The organism is Butyrivibrio hungatei (assembly GCF_001858005.1).
GTDB classification, from domain to species: Bacteria; Bacillota; Clostridia; order Lachnospirales; family Lachnospiraceae; genus Butyrivibrio; species Butyrivibrio hungatei.
Map to the genome: position 1 here is coordinate 447,423 of NZ_CP017831.1, position 19,852 is coordinate 467,274.

At 40.6% G+C, this 19,852-nt stretch carries 20 protein-coding genes; 17 read left to right on the forward strand and 3 right to left on the reverse strand.

Going from position 1 to position 19,852, the window contains the following annotated elements:
- The 3 genes from bhn_RS02535 to bhn_RS02545 are packed head-to-tail and all read left to right on the forward strand — an operon-like array spanning nt 1 to nt 3,602.
- Nucleotides 1-1,413 (forward strand): MBOAT family O-acyltransferase, encoded by a 1,413-nt coding sequence (locus tag bhn_RS02535; RefSeq protein WP_083385649.1) that lies wholly within the window; start codon nt 1-3, stop codon nt 1,411-1,413.
- A gap of 12 nt (nt 1,414-1,425) precedes the next feature.
- Nucleotides 1,426-2,445, forward strand: coding sequence for a hypothetical protein (locus tag bhn_RS02540; protein ID WP_071175218.1), 1,020 nt, complete (start codon nt 1,426-1,428; stop codon nt 2,443-2,445).
- Between the two features lie 23 nt (nt 2,446-2,468).
- Nucleotides 2,469-3,602 (forward strand): glycosyltransferase, encoded by a 1,134-nt coding sequence (locus bhn_RS02545; protein ID WP_071175219.1) that lies wholly within the window; start codon nt 2,469-2,471, stop codon nt 3,600-3,602.
- Here the strand turns inward: bhn_RS02545 and bhn_RS02550 are convergent.
- Together bhn_RS02550 and bhn_RS02555 are read right to left on the reverse strand one after the other, a co-directional pair.
- Nucleotides 3,599-3,937, reverse strand: coding sequence for a hypothetical protein (locus tag bhn_RS02550; RefSeq protein WP_071175220.1), 339 nt, complete (start codon nt 3,935-3,937; stop codon nt 3,599-3,601). The two genes, bhn_RS02545 and bhn_RS02550, sit on opposite strands and share 4 nt — an antisense overlap.
- A 117-nt stretch (nt 3,938-4,054) precedes the next feature.
- Nucleotides 4,055-5,671, reverse strand: coding sequence for a hypothetical protein (locus tag bhn_RS02555; protein WP_071175221.1), 1,617 nt, complete (start codon nt 5,669-5,671; stop codon nt 4,055-4,057).
- 82 nt (nt 5,672-5,753) lie between these two features.
- On the opposite strand from bhn_RS02555, the gene bhn_RS02560 reads away from it, so the two are divergent.
- The 5 genes from bhn_RS02560 to bhn_RS02580 all read left to right on the forward strand — a co-directional run bounded on the left by bhn_RS02560 (nt 5,754) and on the right by bhn_RS02580 (nt 11,445).
- A complete protein-coding gene (locus bhn_RS02560; RefSeq protein ID WP_071175222.1) occupies nt 5,754-6,902 on the forward strand; it encodes a glycosyltransferase family 4 protein in 1,149 nt (382 codons plus the stop codon).
- Between the two features lie 47 nt (nt 6,903-6,949).
- On the forward strand, nt 6,950-8,293 hold the full coding sequence (locus bhn_RS02565) for a glycosyltransferase (RefSeq protein WP_071175223.1): 1,344 nt from the start codon (nt 6,950-6,952) through the stop codon (nt 8,291-8,293).
- Nucleotides 8,294-8,385: 92 nt separating this feature from the next.
- A complete protein-coding gene (locus bhn_RS02570; RefSeq protein WP_071175224.1) occupies nt 8,386-8,793 on the forward strand; it encodes a sugar 3,4-ketoisomerase in 408 nt (135 codons plus the stop codon).
- A 54-nt stretch (nt 8,794-8,847) separates the two neighbouring features.
- A complete protein-coding gene (locus bhn_RS02575) occupies nt 8,848-9,813 on the forward strand; it encodes a glycosyltransferase (RefSeq protein WP_071175225.1) in 966 nt (321 codons plus the stop codon).
- 39 nt (nt 9,814-9,852) lie between these two features.
- On the forward strand, nt 9,853-11,445 hold the full coding sequence (locus tag bhn_RS02580; protein ID WP_071175226.1) for a hypothetical protein: 1,593 nt from the start codon (nt 9,853-9,855) through the stop codon (nt 11,443-11,445).
- Nucleotides 11,446-11,560: 115 nt separating this feature from the next.
- On the opposite strand, the gene bhn_RS02585 is transcribed toward bhn_RS02580, so the two are convergent.
- Nucleotides 11,561-12,160: a hypothetical protein gene (locus tag bhn_RS02585; RefSeq protein ID WP_071175227.1), complete on the reverse strand. Its 600-nt coding sequence runs from the start codon at nt 12,158-12,160 to the stop codon at nt 11,561-11,563.
- A gap of 174 nt (nt 12,161-12,334) precedes the next feature.
- On the opposite strand from bhn_RS02585, the gene bhn_RS02590 reads away from it, so the two are divergent.
- The 9 genes from bhn_RS02590 (at nt 12,335) to bhn_RS02630 (ending at nt 19,829) form a co-directional block, all read left to right on the forward strand.
- A complete protein-coding gene (locus bhn_RS02590) occupies nt 12,335-12,970 on the forward strand; it encodes a flavin reductase (RefSeq protein ID WP_071177407.1) in 636 nt (211 codons plus the stop codon).
- Between the two features lie 247 nt (nt 12,971-13,217).
- The gene (locus bhn_RS02595; protein WP_071175228.1) at nt 13,218-13,406 is read left to right on the forward strand and encodes a hypothetical protein; all 189 of its coding nucleotides are present in this window, start codon (nt 13,218-13,220) and stop codon (nt 13,404-13,406) included.
- Nucleotides 13,403-13,960: a rhomboid family intramembrane serine protease gene (locus tag bhn_RS02600; RefSeq protein ID WP_071175229.1), complete on the forward strand. Its 558-nt coding sequence runs from the start codon at nt 13,403-13,405 to the stop codon at nt 13,958-13,960. The genes bhn_RS02595 and bhn_RS02600 overlap by 4 nt, the downstream gene beginning before the upstream one ends.
- A 49-nt stretch (nt 13,961-14,009) precedes the next feature.
- A complete protein-coding gene (locus tag bhn_RS02605) occupies nt 14,010-14,408 on the forward strand; it encodes a hypothetical protein (protein WP_071175230.1) in 399 nt (132 codons plus the stop codon).
- 261 nt (nt 14,409-14,669) lie between these two features.
- A complete protein-coding gene (locus tag bhn_RS02610; RefSeq protein WP_071175231.1) occupies nt 14,670-16,043 on the forward strand; it encodes an AAA family ATPase in 1,374 nt (457 codons plus the stop codon).
- 3 nt (nt 16,044-16,046) lie between these two features.
- On the forward strand, nt 16,047-16,574 hold the full coding sequence (locus bhn_RS02615; protein WP_071175232.1) for a hypothetical protein: 528 nt from the start codon (nt 16,047-16,049) through the stop codon (nt 16,572-16,574).
- Nucleotides 16,575-16,621: 47 nt separating this feature from the next.
- The gene (locus bhn_RS02620) at nt 16,622-17,770 is read left to right on the forward strand and encodes an acyltransferase family protein (RefSeq protein ID WP_071175233.1); all 1,149 of its coding nucleotides are present in this window, start codon (nt 16,622-16,624) and stop codon (nt 17,768-17,770) included.
- Complete coding sequence (locus bhn_RS02625) at nt 17,751-18,557, forward strand: hypothetical protein (RefSeq protein ID WP_071175234.1); 807 nt, start codon at nt 17,751-17,753, stop codon at nt 18,555-18,557. Before bhn_RS02620 ends, bhn_RS02625 begins: the two co-directional genes overlap by 20 nt.
- 153 nt (nt 18,558-18,710) lie before the next feature.
- On the forward strand, nt 18,711-19,829 hold the full coding sequence (locus tag bhn_RS02630) for an AAA family ATPase (protein ID WP_071175235.1): 1,119 nt from the start codon (nt 18,711-18,713) through the stop codon (nt 19,827-19,829).
- Nucleotides 19,830-19,852 lie beyond the last annotated feature (23 nt).

Here is a 19,852-nt window from a genome sequence, read left to right on the forward strand (position 1 = left end):
ATGACCATTACTGTAGTGTCCTTACTGTATGCATTTGTAGTAGGGATCATATTTTACATAATTCCTGTAAATGCGCGGAAATACTTGCTTGCACTTGCGAGCCTTACCTATGTCTTTGGACTTGATAAGTATGCAGGCGCCATAGTAACAGTAACTTCGTTATTTACATGGCTCTTTTCTATGATGATAGGTTCATTCGTGGAAAAAGGAGAGCAAAAAAAGGCTAAATTATGCACCTTTGCGGCAGTGTGCCTGTATGTCCTTGTACTTTGCATGTTTAAATTTCTTCCTGCCAGAGGCGGGCTTCTTGGGAAATTGTTTCTACCAATTGGCTTCTCTTTTTATGTTTTTCAGGCTATCAGCTATGTTGTTGATGTTAAAAGAGGTACTACCAAAGCTGAAAAGGATCCAATAAATGTCGTTTTATATCTCAGCTTTTTTCCTAAGTTTGTAAGTGGACCAATCGAGAGATTTGAAGGCTTTAACAAGCAGATCTATGCGCTAAAGTATGTAAAATTTAAAGATGGAGAGCGCTTTAAGCTTGCACTGTATTATGTACTATTTGGAATGTTCATGAAGCTCGTTATCGCGGATAGGCTCGGAATCTACGTTAATAAGCTTTTTGAAGATAGGGGTAATTACGGAACACTGATACTGATTGCAGGAGTGATCGCTTACACTTTCCAGATCTACTGTGATTTTGCTGGATACACCTTTGTTGCTATCGGAGTATCCAAGATTTATGGAATCGATATCCTGCAAAATTTCAATGTTCCATATATGGCAGAGAATATCACAGAATTCTGGCGTAGATGGCATATGTCTCTTAGCAGTTGGCTCAAGGATTATGTGTACATTCCTCTTGGAGGCAATAGAAAAGGACCAGTCAGGAAGATCATTAATACCATGATCATCTTTGCAATATGCGGAGTGTGGCATGGAGTTGGCTTTAGCTTTTTGGCGTGGGGATTGATGCATGGCTTGTTTTCTGGAGTTGATGCTATACTCAAATCTAAAGGAATCGAGCTGGTTAGAAAAGGCGTGATTGGACGAATCATCATGTTTTTGGAAGTGGCTTTTGCCTGGATCTTTTTTAGGGCATCTTCTTTTACGGCGGCGGTTAGCTATATCTCTTTTACCGTAAAAAATCTGGTGATGGGAGAAACGTTGTGGGCGCAGCTTCACAGCCTGGGAATCAACCAGGTAGAATTGATACTGATATTAGTATTAGTAACTCTTCAGATAATTTTTGACTATATTGCATACAAAAAGAACAAAGATATTCCATCCATGATAGCTTCAAACAGTGACAGTGTAAGATATGCAGTATTTTACGTACTTGTAGTAACTATATTTATTTTCGGGATCTATGGGCCTGATATGGCAACAAAGCCTATCTACATGCAGTTTTAATCGGAGCAGGTTATGAAGAAAAGTTTGAAAAAAGTTAGATTGATAATTCTGATGACGGCGCTCATTGTAACATATTTCTTTTGCGAAAGACTCCTTGGAATCAAGACAGAGCATGGCATCAGACAGGCAAGCGACATGTACGTTCAGCCTGAGGACTCGATAGATGTGGTGTTTCTAGGGTCTAGCCATATTCACACCAATGTAAATACTGCGCAGCTTTGGAGCGAGCATGGAATTGCAGCCTATGATTATAGCGGCGCTGACCAGCCTCTGTGGATGAGCTACAATTATTTAAAAGAAATATGCAAGTATCAAAAGCCTAAGCTGGTGGTGCTTGATCTGTTTAGTGTGGCGGTCTACGATACAGAGTATTTCAAGGATTTCATTTTTTTGTCAGACAATCTTAATGGCTTTAAGTTTTCATTAAATAAAATTGAGATGATGAAGAACAGCTGCCGATTTGAGACATTGGCAGATCATTTCCCCAGCTTTGTGACATGGCACAACAGGTATAAAGAGCTGTCAGAGGTGGATCTAAAACAGCTTTTTGCGACTGACTATGAGAGAATGGCATTTAAAGGATATACACCATACTTTGGCGTGGAGGAAAAGGCTGAACCTCAGGAAGTGAAAGAAGTTACTGAACTTGAACCAAAGGAAGCGGAGTATCTGCAAAAGATAAAAGACTATTGCGCGGAAAATGATATGGAGCTTATGTTTGTGACGGCGCCTCATGTTGAAGAGGCTGACAAGGCGCATGAAATCTACAACCGTGTAGAGCAGATGGCACTTGATGAGGGATATCTTTTCCTAAATGGAATGAAGCTATTCGATGAGCTAGGAATAGATTGCTCAAAGGATTTTAATGATGAGTCCCACTTAAATTACTGGGGGAGCTGTAAATACACTAGGTATTTGGGAAAGCTCATAAAGGAATCCTATGAGCTTCCCGACAGGCGAGGCCAGGAGGGGTATGAGTCCTGGGACAGACATGTGGAAGAAATAAAGCGGAAAGTAGAACAAAACGCGTAACATAGAGTATAATTATCATTGCTATGAAAAGACTACTCCTTATAAACTCCGTCATTGGCTTTGGCTCGACAGGTCGCATAGTTCTGGACATTGCAAAAGAGTACGAGGCAGACGGATACGAAGCAAAAATTGCATACGGAAGAAACATGAAGGTTTCAAGTCATCTTGAGAAAGATGTTAAGAAATACGGCGTACGCATCGGGAAAGATATGGACGTCTACTATCATGTGCTATATACAAGACTGACTGATAGGCATGGCCTAGCGTCAAAGATGGCAACAAAGAAGTTCCTTAAGTGGGCCAGCGAGTATGATCCTGATGTTCTCTGGATGCACAACATTCATGGTTACTACATTAACTATGAGATGCTCTTTGACTGGATCAAGTCAAGACCGCAGATGGAAGTAAAGTGGACACTGCATGATTGCTGGACGTTCACGGGGCACTGTTCTCACTTTGCATATGTAGGATGTAAGAAATGGGGAGAGGAATGTTATGCTTGCCCACAGCTTGCGCAGTATCCTCAGTCCAAAGCTGATAATAGTAGGGACAATTACCGCAGGAAAAGAGCTGCTTTCACAGGAGTCAAGAATCTCACGATCATCACACCTTCAAATTGGCTAAAAGAAAATGTGGAAAAGAGCTATCTTTGTGGATATCCAGTAGAAGTAAAGTACAACACTGTGGATAAAGATGTGTTCAAACCAGTAGAAAGTACATTTAAAAAAGACAATGGAATTGAAAATAAGAAGATGATCCTTGGAGTTGCGAGCCTTTGGAATGACAGAAAGGGACTTAAGGATTTCTACAAGCTTTCTGAGATGCTGGATAAAGACAAGTTCCAGATTGTACTGGTGGGACTTAGTAAAGATCAGGTAGATGAGATTGCGGAAAAGAAGCTTAATATTATTGGCTTAGAGCGTACTAGCAGCGTAGAGGAGCTCAAAAAGATCTACAGCGCTGCAGATGTATTTGCAAATCCAACCTATGAAGATACGTTCCCTACAGTAAACATGGAGGCAGAGGCCTGCGGCACACCAGTGATCACCTATGATACAGGGGGATGTAAAGAGACAATAAAAAGTCAGGATAGTAAAGTAATTCCGCAGAACGTTGAAGCCCTGCGGAATGCTATTTGCGATATGTGGACAATTTAAACACTCATAGAACTCTGGAATACTGCAAAACTATAGATCATCCAGGCAAGAGTAAACGCTACTTCTATTACCAAAAAGACAATGTATCTTATTGGTAGAGGGGCGTTTATTTTTTTGGTCCTGATGATATTGATAAGGGCGATGATCTCGCCAATAAGAGCAATGATCCAGCCGAAAACTGCGATAAGCATCGCGCCGGCAAATCCGATTACATAAAGCGGATGATCATTTCCGTCAATTGAATAACCAAGGAGGGCAAGGAGCCCGCCTAAAATAATTGCAGCCAGGACCCCAACAAGGACCAACAGGCCGTTTCTGATTTTTTTTAAATACATAGATGTCTTTCCTTTCTTTAAGCGCGTTTTTTACAAATCATCATTCTTGAACATATGGTTAAAGAATGCATCAACCAGGCTAATTTCAAGCTACTTCGTCATGGAGTGGCTTTTGGATTACTTTTTGGAATTTAGAAATTCCTGATATCTGTCAGCATAGGTTTCCATCCACTCTGTGCGAGGAATGGCGCGGCAGCTGTCTTTACCGTAGAAGATCCTGGTCATGTAGTTATCAACGTTATCGGCATCAGCAACAACAGGCATGTGCATAAGAGGTCCCTGTTTGTCGTTGATTTCTGGAACAACCACCTCTGTGACGGAAGGATCCTCAAAAAGAAAACGTTGAAGCGCCATCTGCTCCTTGTAGTCAGCAGCCTGACCAGATAAGTAGTAGTCAAGACAGACAAAATCAGTGTAGGTCTTGACGCCGTGACGGCCACAGAATGCAATACCCCCAAATATTGCAAACAAAACCACGAACTGTAGAAGCAGATTACCGGTAGAGGTGTCTTTTTTATCAGCTTGAGAGCTGATTCCAAGGATAGAAGATAACCTGAAACCAGGCTTTCCAACTAACCATTGTATCACAAAACCCTCAATATAGATCAGCCCTGCAATCTTGCAGAGGGTGAAAACCCAGAAATTAAAGTTGTTGTAGCCAGATGAAGCGTGGTTGCCGGCATATAGCCTGGGCGCATAGATGCTGGCATTTAAAAGAAATACCACAAGTATAAAGAGAACAGGATGAGAGAAGGTCTTTTGAAAATTCTCAGTATCCTTTTTATATGCTTCTTTGAGTGGTGAAAAAGAAACAATTATAACGGAAAGAAACGGAATGACCACGAAGGTCTTCTCCCCTACAAAGCTTGTGGCAGCATCCGTCACAGAAAATGTTATGGAATTAATGATAGTAGATAAAATGCCTCCTGTAGGCGCGGCACCGTCAGCAATATCTGATGCACTGCGAACCGCGTTACCTGGAGCGATCATGCTGATCACAAGTCCGGAGATTTCAAGGATTACAGGAATAAGTAACAGGAGATTACGCTTGTTACGCACTTTTCCAAGAACAAATCCGGATAGCCACAGCAAAAACAGTGACATTAGAAGTAGCAAGGCAGCAGGGTAGGTTGCACCGCCAATTAAAGCGGCAACTACAGAAAGCCATACCAAATCTGATGTCTTGTGATCTTCAAGGAATTTATCTGCAAGGACGATTCCCACAAGGGCAAGGCACATGGGCATTGCATAGTGAATAGAACCAACCCACCAGAAGAATGCAGATTTCTGAGATGGAACAAGCTGGAAAACGAATAGTAGATATAACAAACTGATAATCAGATATGTAAGCCCTGGCATGCCGAAGCGTCTTTTGACAAAGTGATGAGCAAAGTAGATATATGCCAGAATCTGCATGATCACAAAGATATAGGGTACTATCACATAGGCTGAGTCTGAAAAGACTTCCGGGTGAAGGCAGAACAGAAAGCAGTCAAACCAAGTGCCCTGCCAGCTGTGCCAGATAGAAACTGTGGTGCGGGCAGCAGCGGTGATAGCGGCCCAGACTGAGCCAGTGCTTAGGAAAGCTATGCGTGATGCGGCGCCGTAGTTGTAGTCATCACCTGATGCGGTGTCAAAGCCCGCAACTATAAATATAGGAATGAGCGAAATCACGAAGATAATCGCCAAGAGCCATGCGAATAATTTTTGATGCTTATATATAAAGTCAGACATAAAAATCTCCCTCAAAAACCTGATGTACTACCACTAAATTCTAGCATACCATTATGCATCGTGCCATGATATAATCGGTTAGATGGATAATAGATATAAGAATAAAGAAAAACTTAACATAGCAATGCTGGGACAAAAGCGCGTTCCGTCAAGGGAAGGCGGCGTTGAGGTCGTGGTGGAGGAGCTCTCCACAAGGATGGCAGCCCTGGGGCACAAGGTGACTTGTTTTAACAGGTCAGGGCACCACGTGGCAGGCCAGCAGTACGACAACGACGTAACGGGCGAGTACAAGAAAGTCAAGCTCGTAAATGTTCCAACAATCAACAGGCGAGGCTTTGCAGCAGCCACCTCGTCTTATTTTGGCGCCATAATGGCGGCTTTCGGACCATACGACATCGTGCATTTCCATGCCGAGGGACCTTGCGCAGCCATGTGGATTCCCAAATTATTTGGCAAAAGATGCATCGCTACTATCCACGGCCTTGACCACAAGCGCCAGAAGTGGGGACGTCTTGCCAGCAGATACATCATGGCTGGTGAAAAAGGCGCAGTGAAGCATGCTGACGAGATCATAGTTCTTAGTAAGAGCGTTCAGGACTATTTTCAGAATAAATATGGAAGAAAAACAGTCCTTATTCCAAATGGCGTGAACAGACCTGTTACCGTGCTTCCAACTCAGATTGAAAAGAAATACGGACTTCAGAAAGATGGCTATTTTCTGTATCTTGGAAGGCTTGTGCCTGAGAAGGGACTTGAATACCTTATCAAAGCCTACAAAGATCTTGATACGGACAAAAAGCTTGTGATCGCAGGCGGCAGCAGCGATATGAAGGAGTTTGAAGATAAGATTCAGAGCCTCGCAAAGGGCGATGACAGGATCATCTTTACTGGATTTGTGCAGGGCAGGACCTTAGCAGAACTTTTGAGTAATGCTTACGTCTACGTTATTCCGTCAGATCTTGAGGGCATGCCACTTACTCTTTTGGAAGCTATGAGCTATGGCAACTGTTGCCTCACATCAGACATTCCGGAGTGCACCGAGGTTGTGGAGGATAGAGCAATCTCTTTTCACAAGGGCGATGTGACAGATCTTCGTAGTAAGTTAAAAGAACTGGATGAAAGCCCGGAGAAGGTAGCACAGTACAAGGAAAAGGCTGCGGAGTTCATCTGTGGCAAGTATGACTGGGACAAGGTTACAGAGAAGACCCTGGAGCTTTACAGGGGACTGTGAAGAATTTCAGGAATTTTCAAATAGTGATAGATGAGTAGGATAGCCTGATGCGATATTTGATGGTAAACAAATTCCTCCACCCAAACGGCGGGTCGGAGACATATATATTTAAGCTGGGTGAAGCCCTTGTAAAAAAAGGCCATGAAGTCCAGTACTTTGGCATGGAACACCAGGGCAGGATTGTTGGAAACAAGGCTGAAAGCTACACTTCCGACATGGATTTCCACGGTGGCAGCAAGTTAAAAAAGCTGACTTATCCACTTAAAACAATCTACAGCAGCGAAGCAAGGAAAAAGATAAGAGCCGTTCTCGATGACTTTAAGCCAGATGTGGTGCACCTTAACAACTTCAATTATCAGCTGACGCCTTCCATTATCCTGGAAATTGTGAAGTGGAGAAAAGAGACTTCCCGTGAGTGCAGGATTCTTTTCACAGCCCACGATTATCAGCTCCTATGTCCAAACCATATGTTTAATAACCCTGCAACCCACGAAAACTGTGAGAAGTGTATCGGTGGCAGGTTTGGAAATTGCATAAAGGGTAAGTGCATTCATGGCTCGGCAGCCAAGTCCGTTGTAGGCGCCATGGAGGCTGAGTTTTGGAAGCTTAAGGGAACTTACAGATATATCGACAAGATCATTTGCTGCTCAGAATTCATGAAGACTAAGATGGACACAAATCCTGTATTTGCAGGGAAGACAGTGGCCATGCACAACTTCATTGAGCATGTAGAAAATGGTCCACAGGGACGGGGTTCCTGGTCCATTTCCGAAAATGAGCCCCAGGGACGGAGCTTAGGGCTCATTTCTGGAAATGATGAGCCCAAACCTCCGTCCCTAGGGCTCAAATACGTCCTGTATTTCGGACGTTTCTCCAAAGAAAAGGGCGTGCGAACCCTTATAGAAGCAGCCAAAAAGCTCCCTGAAGTGAAGTTTCTTTTTGCAGGAGCAGGAGAGTATGCAGAGCAGATAGAGGCTCTTCCAAATGCCGAGAATCTTGGCTTTAAATCTGGAAAAGAGCTGGATGATCTCATCAGAAATGCATTTTTCTCAGTGTGCCCATCTGAGTGGTACGAAAACTGTCCATTCTCAGTAATGGAGAGCCAGGAGAGACTCACACCGGTACTGGGGGCTAGAATTGGCGGAATTCCGGAGCTTGTCACAGATGGCAAGACAGGGTGGCTCTTTGAAAGCGGAAATGCCAAGGAGCTTGCGGCCAGGATCAAAGAGATCTGGGAGACCAATCAGGAACAGGATGACAACGATGAAACACGAAAAGCGGATGACGCATTAGATATAAAGAAAATCCGCGATAATCTCCAGAACCTTAAGCGCATGGACGCTGATCAGTACGCCGATTGGATCCTTGATTTAATAAGCGAAATCAAGTAATATACGATGGATTATTATGTTTGTAATACTACGAGACCAGGTAGATGTATGATATAATCTATAGGAATTCATGAATTGTTTTAGGAGTTATTATGCAGGTTGTTAAATATATGTTCCAGCCCCACGGCGACGAGAGAGGTCAGCTGGTGGCACTGGAAGAGTTCAAAGACATACCATTTCAGATAAAAAGAGTTTACTACATGTACGACACAATTGACGGCGTCACAAGAGGCAAGCACGCTCACAAGAAGCTTGAGCAGATCCTTATTTGCATTCACGGAAGCTGCAAGGTTCGCCTTGATAACGGTGTTGAGAAAAAGGTAGTGCCTCTGGAGAAACCTTACGAAGGCCTTTACATTGCCAATAATATGTGGCGTGAGATGTACGACTTTTCACCAGATGCAGTTCTCATGGTGCTTGCGTCAGAGCTTTATGATGAGAGCGATTATATCAGGGACTATGATGAGTTCCTCAAGATGGTAGAGGAAGAAAAGAAGTAATATGTCCACTGTCAAAAAGGCAGTTGATAAAGCAAGAAAAAATAAGGAATTAATATGTCAGAAAAACAGATAGATGTGAGCATTTATATGCTCACATATTTTCATGAAAAATATATTCGTCAGGCCATAGAGAGCGTTCTGGCTCAGAAAACTCAGTACACTTATGAACTTGTGATCTCAGATGATTTCTCACAGGATGGCACAAGAGATATTTTAAGGGAGTATGCTGAGAAATATCCTGACATCATCAGGGTTAATCTAAACGATGAAAATATCGGAATCCCAAAGAATATCTACAAAGCCCGCTCCATGTGCAGAGGACGTTATATCACAGCTCTTTCCGGAGATGATTACTGGATCAACGACCAGAAGATCGAGACTGAGGTCAGGTTCCTTGATGAACACCCTCAGTACGTTGCAGCATTCAACGGAATCGAGCTCAGAATGGATGATTCCACAACTGCTTATGATGTCATACCAAGGGATAAGTCACAGTTTAACAGAGAGTATTCGTTAAAAGACTATGAGAAGTGCGAACCTCTCGGAACACACGGCTTTTTTATGCGCAATTACTTCCTTACCGAAGAAGGCAGAGAGTATTTCGCTCAGGCTCAGCAGATCAGTAAGTTCGTTGACGACGCTGTTGACGAAGTCCTGATCCTCAAGAAAGGCCCAGTCTACATTTTAGACATCATAACGGATGCGCACCGCGTAGTAAGTTCAACTGAGGATAAAAAGAATTACAACTCCCGCTACTCTCGTCTTGAGAAGTTTGGCCATCACATAGGACTTTTGAATGGCATGAGCGAGAGATGGGGGGATGAGATAGATTTCTCCGGATGGTACGCAGAGTACTATGCTACAGGTTTTCTTAGTATGCTTGTCAGCAGAGATTTCAAGGGATATAAAAAGATAATGGCAACAATTCCAAAGAGATATAAGGGAATCTTTTGGAAGGCACTTCCTAAGATGTTTGCATTTGTGTTTAACAGATTTAAGCGAGTTAAGCCAACTGCCTAGGTATTAGATGACTAAAAGATTTATGAGGGGTCAAAGGTTATGTTTGAGGGGAAGAAAATTTCTATCAAAGAGCTAGTTGCAGTCACAGCTCTTTCTATACTGGTGGTATTCGGCGTAGTGTGTGGCCTTGGGACACTGACATCAGGCTGGCATCTCGTTGATGATCACGAATTTCTGGAATTTCAATATATGTTCAAGTATCAGGGCAAGTCACTATGGGACGTCATCAAGTGGGCTATGTCCTGGGATACGACCACCAGGAACAATTTTCTGTATTATCCGCTCAGGATCACCATGTGTTACCTTGTTGGTGCTGATTCAGTTGCAATCTCCATCATCAAGGCAGCAGAGATAGTAGTATTCATGGTGCTTCTCTATGCCTGCGGCAAGAAGATCACAGGTAATTTCCTTGTTTCACTTTTCTTTGCATTTACTTGTCTTGTGGGCTATCAGAGTGCCCTGTGGTGGAAGCTTGGCCCTGAGCAGGTTCAGGCAGGTATCTGCTTTGGGATATCTTTTTTACTGCTCCTTAAGTGGCTCGAAGCTCCAGACAAAAGACATTTCGCAGTGTGGAGCATTGTTTTCTCAGTTCTGATGGGCTTTTTCCATGAGTCTTTTATTTTGGTAATGCCATTTTTAGCTCTTTTCCCAATTTATGAAAAGATAAACCAGCAAGGCATCAGATTTAAAGGCATGATCAAAAAACTCAAAAAAGAGTGCACAGGCCTTTGGTGGTACACCATCGCAGTTATGATCTGCTGCGCAGTAGTGCTCTTGGAGATTGTTCTAAGGCTTGGCCTTAACAGCTATGATCCTGTAAGCTTTGATCAGAGCACCTCAATCTATCAGTATATAACTACATTCATCTATTCGTTAAAAGATGGCCTTAAGTGGTACTACTACTTTGGAATAGCGCTTCTTGGCGTGATCCTGACCTATTACGACAAGGTAAAAGATAAGTGGGCGGATGTGGTAATCTCCATTGTCTTCATTGCTCCACAGTTCGTGCTATATAGCAAGGAAGGTATCGCAGAAAGGTACATCATTCCTGTAGTGATCGGTATCGCAATGCTCTTTATCCTGTTCGTTTACAGGAATGGCTTTCTGGATGGACACAGGAAAAGAATCTATGCAGTGGTCCTGGCTCTGATGCTGATCCTCAACATAAGAGGAATGGTGGTAGAAGGGGATTACTTCAGATTCCGCGGCGAAAGCGTCACTAAGGTGCTGACTACTACAAAGGATATGTCTCAGAAAGGCTATAAGGTCATGTGCTGCCTAGGAAATGCAAATCCGGAAGCAGACTGGACTGTAGACATGTATATGAAATCAGAAGGCCTTCCTGATGTCTATTACCTCAACACAGTCATGAACAAGGCTACAGACGTAAGACCTATGCTCAAGGCAGACAGCGTCAACCTCTATGACATAGATGAGATGGATGTGATCTACGCTTACAACCGCGACGACAGGCACTTCGTGATAGAGCCTAACATAGACTTCTCTGATTATGTTCAAAAGAAATGTGGAAGTATCGACATCTATTTCAAAAAGGAAGTAGTGGATGAGATAGGCGAAGAGTATCTGGAGAAATTAAGCGTCAGACCTACCCTTTATGGAATTGGAAAATAAATGAGCTAGGGGGACGGGGGTGGTGAGCTAGGGGGACGGGGTTAGTGGTCCATTTTTGTTCAAAAAATGGACCACTAACCCCGTCCCCCTAGCTCACCACCCCCGTCCCCCTAGCTCACTTCATCTTCGTCCAGTCGTTTCTACTCACCATCTCATCAAGAACTTGCTCTTTTAGTTCTTTTTCAAATTCTTCCTTAGAAACATCTTTATTATCGATCTTATAAATTGGAGCAGCTAGAGATTCTTCAAGGCTTGAAGGCTCTTCTCGAATAAAGAAGCTACCTATCTGCTCTGTCTCGCCTGAAGGAAGATAGCGGTATAAGTTGTATGAAATAGACCCGTCGTATTCGTATTCTTCCACCATCATGCCATTCTTTAGAGGATAACTGTAACAGATCATTTCCATAGAATCGCTGCACCAGCAGACAATCTTATTATTCTCATAATGGAAAACAGCATTAAAAGAACCAGGATCATCAACATACTGAATCAGTAATTCTTGGTTCCCGTCGCCGTCTAAATCCATGAGCAAATACTCATATTCTGAACGAGTATCATCACTAGTCATTTCCTTAAGAAAAAAGCTTTCAACTGAAGCTTCATCCACTTGACTCAAATCGCCATTTAAAAAGTTCTGGTAAGAATTAGTAGTCCCACATGCAGATAAAAGCGCAAGGCTAAGCGTTAGTAATACTGTATATTTAATTTTTCTCATGATTGCTCTCCCAAGATTTTTATATTATGTAGATAAAAGAATGTCCTGTAATTATATCAGCTGATCACAAGAAGATGTTGCAAAGAAAGTGTCCAAAGTGCGAAAATACATAGTAGAAGCAAAGGAATACCTATAACAATAAACCATGATAGAGGGAGGTTACCTATGAGCGAGATGAACACAAAGGCAATGTACAAGTTATCCTACGGACTATTTGTCTGCACTGCAGTTCGCGGTGACAAGATGAACGGCTGCATCACCAACACAGCTATTCAGGTGGCTTCAGATCCTAACAGGATTTCCATCGCCATCAACAAGGCAAACTACACCCATGACATGGTAAAAGAGACTGGGCTATGCAACGTTTCTGTCATTAGCCAGAAGGCAAGCTTTGATCTCTTTAAACACTTTGGATTCCAGTCTGGACGTGATGTAGATAAGTTCGCGCCAGAACTAATAAAAGACATCACATACAAACTTGCAGATAATGGCATTCCATATATCACAACTGGAACAAATGCCTATTTCTCGCTGAAGGTAGATAAGGAAGTAGACCTCGGTTCACATACTCTTTTCATTTGTGAACTAACAGCCATGGTGGTTCTAAATGAAGATCCATCCTGCACATACGACTTCTACCAGAATAACATCAAGCCAAAGCCACAGCCTGTCGGCACAACAGTCAAAGGCGAGACCATTTGGAGATGTACAATCTGCGGTTATGAATATGTTGGCGAAGATCTTCCAGATGACTTTATCTGTCCTATATGCAAGCATGGGAAAGATGATTTTGAGAAGATAATTAGATAAATGAAATGCAATAAAAAAGGAGACAGTTCCCAGGCCATCTCCTTTCTTCTTCGTGTCATAAATAACTAGATAAATTTAACGTAAATATTTTTGATAGAAGTAAATGGATTGAGAGATTCCATTTACAACGTATGAAACATCGATATAATATTAGCAAAAAGAATAAATGTCAAGAGTATCGTTCACGAACGATAAAAATCCATTATTTTGTCGTGCGCAGACGATAAATTTATATTGGAGGAATAATATGAAAAAGAACAACTTACTATACATCGCATTTGGAGTATTAGTGATCTTAGTAGGAATCTTTGCGATATGCACAGCCCAAACTTCAAGAAATCCTATTAGATCTACATTACGTGGAATCGCAATGATAATCGCTGGAATAGCTGTAATAGTATTTACGATCATAGAGCAGGTGCAGAAAAAGAAATGATGAATTCTCCAGTTACAACAATCATAATCCTGATCAACATTGCCATATTCGGCCTCGTAAATACCAAGAAACTAGATGTAGGTAGCCTTGGCTCATCCTACATGATGACAATTCAAAATCACCAGTACCACCGCGTAATCACCAGCGCCTTCACCCAGAGAGAAGTCATGCACCTTTTTTGCAACATGTACTCCCTCTACAACATTGGCACAACTCTGGAACGTGCCCTGGGAAAAGAGCTATACATACTCTTCTACGCACTCATCATGGTAGTAGGTGGCCTATTATCCGCCAGGATAAAGAAAAAGAAAAGCCCCTTCACTTTATCAATTGGAGCATCAGGTGTTCTCTGCGGACTATTTGGAATCTACATGGTCATAGCTTTTAGCATATGGGGATTTGCCGGGATAAGATCAATGATACCAACCATTGTCATCCTGGTAGCCATGACACTGTCTCCAAAGATAGATTCTGTAGGACATTTTACAGGTCTTTTGACAGGGCTTATCTGCGGAATAGTGGTTGTGAATATGTATAGTTTTGTGGCATATTAAGTCAAAAGAGATAATGGAACAGATTTTAACATACGAGGAGGTACATATCATGAAGAAATCTACTTGCGAAAAAATACATACCATAATCCTAAAGCTTCCGAGCTTTTTGGAAAAAGTAGTAGCTGCCATATTGCTGGTAGGCGTCGTCTATAGCTGCATTCAGCTTGTACTTCACGTATTTACCTTCTCAAGCCTTGACTTTGGCATATATGTGGAAGATATATTAGTAACAGCCTTCAACGCAGTAATCGTCATAGAGTTCATACGTATGCTGGTCAAACATTCTATGAACACTGTGGTGGAAGTCCTTATCTTTGCCATCGCCAGATCACTTGTGGTTGGTCATGAAAAGAGCCTGGAAACACTTATCAGTATAGTGTGCATTGCTATATTACTGGCGTGTAGGAGATTTTTGTTCCATGATTTTGATTTTAAAGAGGAGGAATAATTTACATATGTCGAGGAAAAATCACTGGTTTTAAGAAAAACAGTGATTTTTTTGTTTTGAAAGCATTAAAAATACACATATATAGTGAAAAATTGGAGATATGAGAAATAAAAAAAGAAGGTTTACAATAATTGAAAAGTGGTATAACATAAATATACAAAATGTATATTTATGTTCGCGCAACATTTTGTAAAATAAAAAGTAACTACACAAAAACAAACAATAACAGCATTAAAACACAAAATAATAAGGATAATAAAAATGAAAAACTTATTTTTGATTAGTTATGAAGTAGGTGGCATTAAATGTATAAAAGATGATTTAAAAATTTCTTTTTACAAGAAAAATGTCTCCAAGGATGACGATACAAAAAAATATCATGTAAAAGGTATTTATGGAATGAATGGAACTGGAAAGACAGGAATCATTACTTCTGTAAAAATCCTTAAGGGTTTGATCTCACAGCCAAACTATCTGATGAATCCGCTAGTACAAAAGCATTTGAGCGAATTGATAAATAAATCAAATGACACTTTGCATATAGCTACAGAGTTTCTTGTTGATCTTAAGACACTAAAAAATACATATCTATATGATGTTACTATTTCTAAAAACGAGTACGGATACTACATTTCTCGTGAACAGATAGAACAGAGAAAGGCGCTATCAAGAAATAGTGAATACAAGACAGTTGTAACAGTTGAAAATGGTGAAATTACGTATTTGGATGATTTGGTAGATGAGGATTTTAAGAAGGAGTTGGTTGATACTACTAAGAATCTTTTGAATAAATCCACACTAGCATCTATTTTCTATGCGAAATTAAACTCATACGCAATCACTGAAGAAATGCTGAATAACGATGTGGATAAGGCGGATGTAGTCTTTTTGTCTTTGATGATACTTGAACTTTTGGGAGGACATATAAGCGTATATCTTGATGATAGTGATAAACACTTGCAGTATCTATGCTTTGAAGATGCAGATCAAGCAGATAACAAGCAAGAAGAGGTAAGAAAAGCACTAGGTAATTATTTGCAGATTGAGAGAAGTGATACATATAATTACCTATTTCCTAGTACTACTCTTGTTCATAAGGAACAGTTCTCTGAATATAAAAGAGCTGTTGGTCAACTTGAGAAGTTTTTGAAGAAGTTTAAAGATGACCTAGTAGCTATCGATATAGATGCAAAAGAAGATCATGACTCCTATGCATGCAGGCTAAATATGCGTTATGACGGCTATAGTGTAAATACAGAGTTTGAAAGTACGGGTATAAAGAAACTTATAGAACTGTACATGTATTTTAAGCGAATGGTTAATGGAGATATAGTTTTCATTGACGAGTTTGATTCGAATCTTCATGATGTATATCTCTGCGCTTTGTTGGAATACTTGATGGAGTATGGAGAAGGACAGCTTATATTTACAACTCATAATGTTGGACCAATGAGCGTACTTCAGAAGAACAAAAAGTCAATTGATTTCATCTCTGTTAACCATAAGGTATATAGCTGGGTAAATAATGGCAACTATTCTGCGGCAAAGTTATATCGTGAAGGAATGGTTGAGGGATCTCCTTTCAATATAGAGGCGATAGATTTCCTCGGACTCTTTGAAGAGGAGGATGCTTGATAGATGGGGCGCCAGCTATTATTTTGTGTTGAAACTGATAAACAGTGTAATTCTGACTGGATATATATCAAAAACTTTATAGATACTTATTGTACATACGACAAAGCAGAAATAAGGTTTGAAAAGCTTTATATGGGTGGAAAAGGGAAGTATAACACACCTAAGTTTGAACGAATGGTTCAAAAGAAGATTTCAGATTATAAGAAAATCGCAAAGGGAGACACTGTAGTTATATATTGTTTTGATTGCGATGATTATGATATTGAACCACGTGATAAGGATAGGATCGAGGCTGAAGAGCAATATTGTAGAGATAAAGGCTTTGAATTCGTATGGTTCTGCAAGGACATAGAAAGAGTTTTTGTTGGCCAAAAAGTTCCTGATGATGAGAAAAAGAAAACGGCGGAAGAGTATAGTAAAAAGGAACTTATTACTACGTTGAAGCCGGAGAAAATGCATGGAACAAAATTTAAGAATGGTGTTTCAAATTTGGCAAACGTGCTGGAGAGGTATATGACAGTAATGAATTAAAATACAGTGAGTTACCCACCATCAACAAACACTTATAGGAAAAAACCATGACCCATAAATACTTCAAATCCCTTCAAATACTAAGAGCCCTTGCGTTCTTATCCATATTCTTCTTCCACGTGACAGTACTGGACGATACCTTCTCCAGATGGAGCATCACAGTATTCCTCATGCTAAGTGGCTTCCTGAACGCACTTCACGGATATGAAAAAGATATAAAGGCAGATGTACGCAGCTCCTGGAAATATGCCACAAGGAAAATAAAAAAGCTCTATCCCCTGCACCTTGTGATGCTGGTAGTAGCCCTTGGGCTCTATATGTATAGCTTCAGAACAGAGATTATGCAGAACTTCAAGTCCAGGACCGTGACAGAGAGCCTTAAGATATTATCAAACATCTTTCTGGTGTCTGACTGGGGCCCAAAGAGCGGCTGGTGGTACAACGTATTTAGCGAATACAATATAGTTACCTGGTATTTATCACTAAGCTTGCTACTCTTTATTCTGACACCACTATTCATGGGGCTAATGCATAGGCTATATGACAACAAGAGCAGTAATTACTTCTGGAGCAGGCCCATTATAGTCTCGCTGGTTATATACCTGGTGACAATAGTCATTAATCTAACCTTGGTAAAAGAGCTTGGACCATCAGAAGCTTTCCTCTATACATATGAGTCTCCAATATCCAGAATAGGCGACTATCTAATAGCTCTACAATTAGGATACATATACCTGCATTCGCAGCATGGAAAAGACATTAAGGAAAACAGTAAGCTTGCAGTCACAGCAGTAGTTTTGTCCATATTGGTGTCCTGCGCATTCATTTACCTGGGTACTTCTGTTTTATCAGGAGATAATAAGTGGATCGTTTCAACAGGATTCTATTTCACTATCCCTACAGCAATCCTCATCTATTTCCTTGCCAAGACAGAAGATAAGATCAGTAAGCTACTTGATTCAGGCAAAGCTATAAAGGCGGTTACAGAAAAGGTACTATACCTGGGAACAATTTCCCAATATGCATTCCTGATTCACGTTCCCGTGATCAACCTGGTTCATGGAGTGTATAGCAAGGTTGGAGATGTTAATATTTGGGTTTGGAGTGTCATAGCGTTTGGGATTACGATGATAGGTTCTTGGTTGGTGGAAAAGAGGAGGCGTAAGGAACAGGAAAATGAAGATACTCGATTATAAAAATTCCCTTGTAAACAGCTACAAACAGAATAAGAGAACCTTTATTTTTTACCTCGTTTTGCGAGGACTGGTAATCCTTACACTTATAAGGCGCATTTTTACCAGAAATTATGAAAGCGCAGCAATATGTGTTTTATCTTTATTGCTGTTTTTACTGCCGGCATTTTTGCAAAAGCAGATGAAGATAGAGTTTCCACCGCTTTTTCAGGCTATCATTTTTGGATTCATCTATGCTGCGGAAATTCTCGGAGAGGTAGATCATTATTATGTGATTATTCCCGGTTGGGATACCATGCTCCACACTATCAATGGATTTTTGTGTGCTGCAATAGGCTTTTCACTCATTTATCTGTTAAATCGCGGGAGTAAACATTTTAATCTATCACCGTTTTATCTGACCTTGGTAGCCTTCTGCTTTTCCATGACAGTAGGAGTAATATGGGAATTCTTTGAGTTTACTATGGATCAGTTTTTTGCCCTTGATATGCAAAAGGATTTTATAGTGCAGAAAATTGGTTCAGTGACACTTGATCCCAACAATAGTGGGATGCCTTTTGTAATCAGGGACATCACTGATACTGTAATAAACACAGCTGATGGTAAAACATATGCTGTAAATGGTGGATATCTTGATATCGGCATTATCGATACAATGAAGGATCTGATGGTAAATCTTGTAGGGGCGGTTGTTTTTAGCATCGTTGGTTATAGTACGTTGAAGTTTTCAAAGAAATCGGCTATAGCGGACAATCTTATGATTAAACCAGTTGATAAAAGTGAAGATTAGTATACCTGGGAAAATAAAGTGACTTTATCGTATTATAGAGCTTTTGGATGCTTCCAAAAGCTCTTTTTTAAAACTCTCTAAGCAGTTTCAAACAAAAAAGTTGTTTTAAACTGCTTGGTATTGTAAAATATACTCAGAAGGGAGATAAAACTCATGAAAATATTAAAAGTAATCGCTTCTGGATTTAAAAACTGCGCAGATGATTTTGAAATAAGCTACATTCCAACAGCCAGGAAAACAGCTGAAGATAAAGAATATGAATTACAGGAAATTGCTGATGGACTCTTTGTCTTTTCTACTATTGGAGTTGTGGGAAAAAACGCTTCTGGTAAGACTTCCGTGTTAGACCTTCTCAGCGTTTGCTATGACATACTAGGGACATTTCGCGTAAACAAGAAGGAATACAGTTTAGACGGCGTAAAGCTAACCATATATTTTTATCATGAGGGCAATATCTACAAATATCAGACTAAGTTAAAAGAAGATGAAATCAGCGACAAAGTTCTTTTTGCTGAGCAGAAGATCACATACAAGAAGTACTATAAAACAAACGTAAATAGCATATTTGATGAAGAAGGCTATGAAGAATATCCATTGGAGGGAAAACTTCCAGAGGATACATCCAGCGTATTTTTTGTCATGAAAAAGCTCAGTAGAAGGGCGTTCTATTACGGTAGCTTTGATCTTGGATGTGGCATTTACAAAGCGGCATTCATGGCGCAGAAAATAATAGATATGCCAGATAGAGTGCTCATGAACATCATCCGAATCTTTGATGAGAACATTACTAGCCTCAAGATGGTAGATGATAGCAACTTCAAGCTCACATCATGCGGCAAGACTGAGACTTTGTCGGATAAAGAGCTATATTCACGATTATCAAACGGAACAACAAAGGGACTACTACTATATACACTGGTTGTGCTGACTTTGCTTGAAGGCGATGATCTCATCATTGATGAAGTGGAGAATCACTTCCATAAGACTCTTGTAGAGAACATCATTAGCCTTTATAAAGACAAGAGCGTTAACAAATATAACTCAACGCTTATATTTTCAACTCACTACTGCGAATTATTGGACCTCTTTGGCAGACAGGATAATATCTACATCACCAAGGCAGATAAAAAGGTCAATATCCATAACATGTACAAAGACTATGATGTCAGATCAGAACTCTTAAAGAGTAAGCAGTTCTATAATAACGTTTTCGAGACAGCGGTAAATTACGAAGCGCTGATGTCCTTGAAGAAGGAGCTTAAAACGTCATAGAAGTAACAAACTGATAATTAGGC

Excerpts from the sequence above, each read along its gene's own strand:
- bhn_RS02595 (WP_071175228.1), top strand. The coding sequence starts at position 13,218 with ATGAAAAAGAACAACTTACTATACATCGCATTTGGAGTATTAGTGATC.
- bhn_RS02600 (WP_071175229.1), top strand. The coding sequence starts at position 13,403 with ATGATGAATTCTCCAGTTACAACAATCATAATCCTGATCAACATTGCC.
- bhn_RS02615 (WP_071175232.1), top strand. The coding sequence starts at position 16,047 with ATGGGGCGCCAGCTATTATTTTGTGTTGAAACTGATAAACAGTGTAAT.
- bhn_RS02555 (WP_071175221.1), bottom strand. The coding sequence starts at position 5,671 with ATGTCTGACTTTATATATAAGCATCAAAAATTATTCGCATGGCTCTTG.
- bhn_RS02575 (WP_071175225.1), top strand. The coding sequence starts at position 8,848 with ATGTCAGAAAAACAGATAGATGTGAGCATTTATATGCTCACATATTTT.
- bhn_RS02625 (WP_071175234.1), top strand. The coding sequence starts at position 17,751 with ATGAAGATACTCGATTATAAAAATTCCCTTGTAAACAGCTACAAACAG.
- bhn_RS02550 (WP_071175220.1), bottom strand. The coding sequence starts at position 3,937 with ATGTATTTAAAAAAAATCAGAAACGGCCTGTTGGTCCTTGTTGGGGTC.
- bhn_RS02620 (WP_071175233.1), top strand. The coding sequence starts at position 16,622 with ATGACCCATAAATACTTCAAATCCCTTCAAATACTAAGAGCCCTTGCG.
- bhn_RS02540 (WP_071175218.1), top strand. The coding sequence starts at position 1,426 with ATGAAGAAAAGTTTGAAAAAAGTTAGATTGATAATTCTGATGACGGCG.
- bhn_RS02545 (WP_071175219.1), top strand. The coding sequence starts at position 2,469 with ATGAAAAGACTACTCCTTATAAACTCCGTCATTGGCTTTGGCTCGACA.
- bhn_RS02535 (WP_083385649.1), top strand. The coding sequence starts at position 1 with ATGACCATTACTGTAGTGTCCTTACTGTATGCATTTGTAGTAGGGATC.
- bhn_RS02560 (WP_071175222.1), top strand. The coding sequence starts at position 5,754 with ATGGATAATAGATATAAGAATAAAGAAAAACTTAACATAGCAATGCTG.
- bhn_RS02580 (WP_071175226.1), top strand. The coding sequence starts at position 9,853 with ATGTTTGAGGGGAAGAAAATTTCTATCAAAGAGCTAGTTGCAGTCACA.
- bhn_RS02590 (WP_071177407.1), top strand. The coding sequence starts at position 12,335 with ATGAACACAAAGGCAATGTACAAGTTATCCTACGGACTATTTGTCTGC.
- bhn_RS02565 (WP_071175223.1), top strand. The coding sequence starts at position 6,950 with ATGCGATATTTGATGGTAAACAAATTCCTCCACCCAAACGGCGGGTCG.
- bhn_RS02585 (WP_071175227.1), bottom strand. The coding sequence starts at position 12,160 with ATGAGAAAAATTAAATATACAGTATTACTAACGCTTAGCCTTGCGCTT.
- bhn_RS02610 (WP_071175231.1), top strand. The coding sequence starts at position 14,670 with ATGAAAAACTTATTTTTGATTAGTTATGAAGTAGGTGGCATTAAATGT.
- bhn_RS02630 (WP_071175235.1), top strand. The coding sequence starts at position 18,711 with ATGAAAATATTAAAAGTAATCGCTTCTGGATTTAAAAACTGCGCAGAT.
- bhn_RS02605 (WP_071175230.1), top strand. The coding sequence starts at position 14,010 with ATGAAGAAATCTACTTGCGAAAAAATACATACCATAATCCTAAAGCTT.
- bhn_RS02570 (WP_071175224.1), top strand. The coding sequence starts at position 8,386 with ATGCAGGTTGTTAAATATATGTTCCAGCCCCACGGCGACGAGAGAGGT.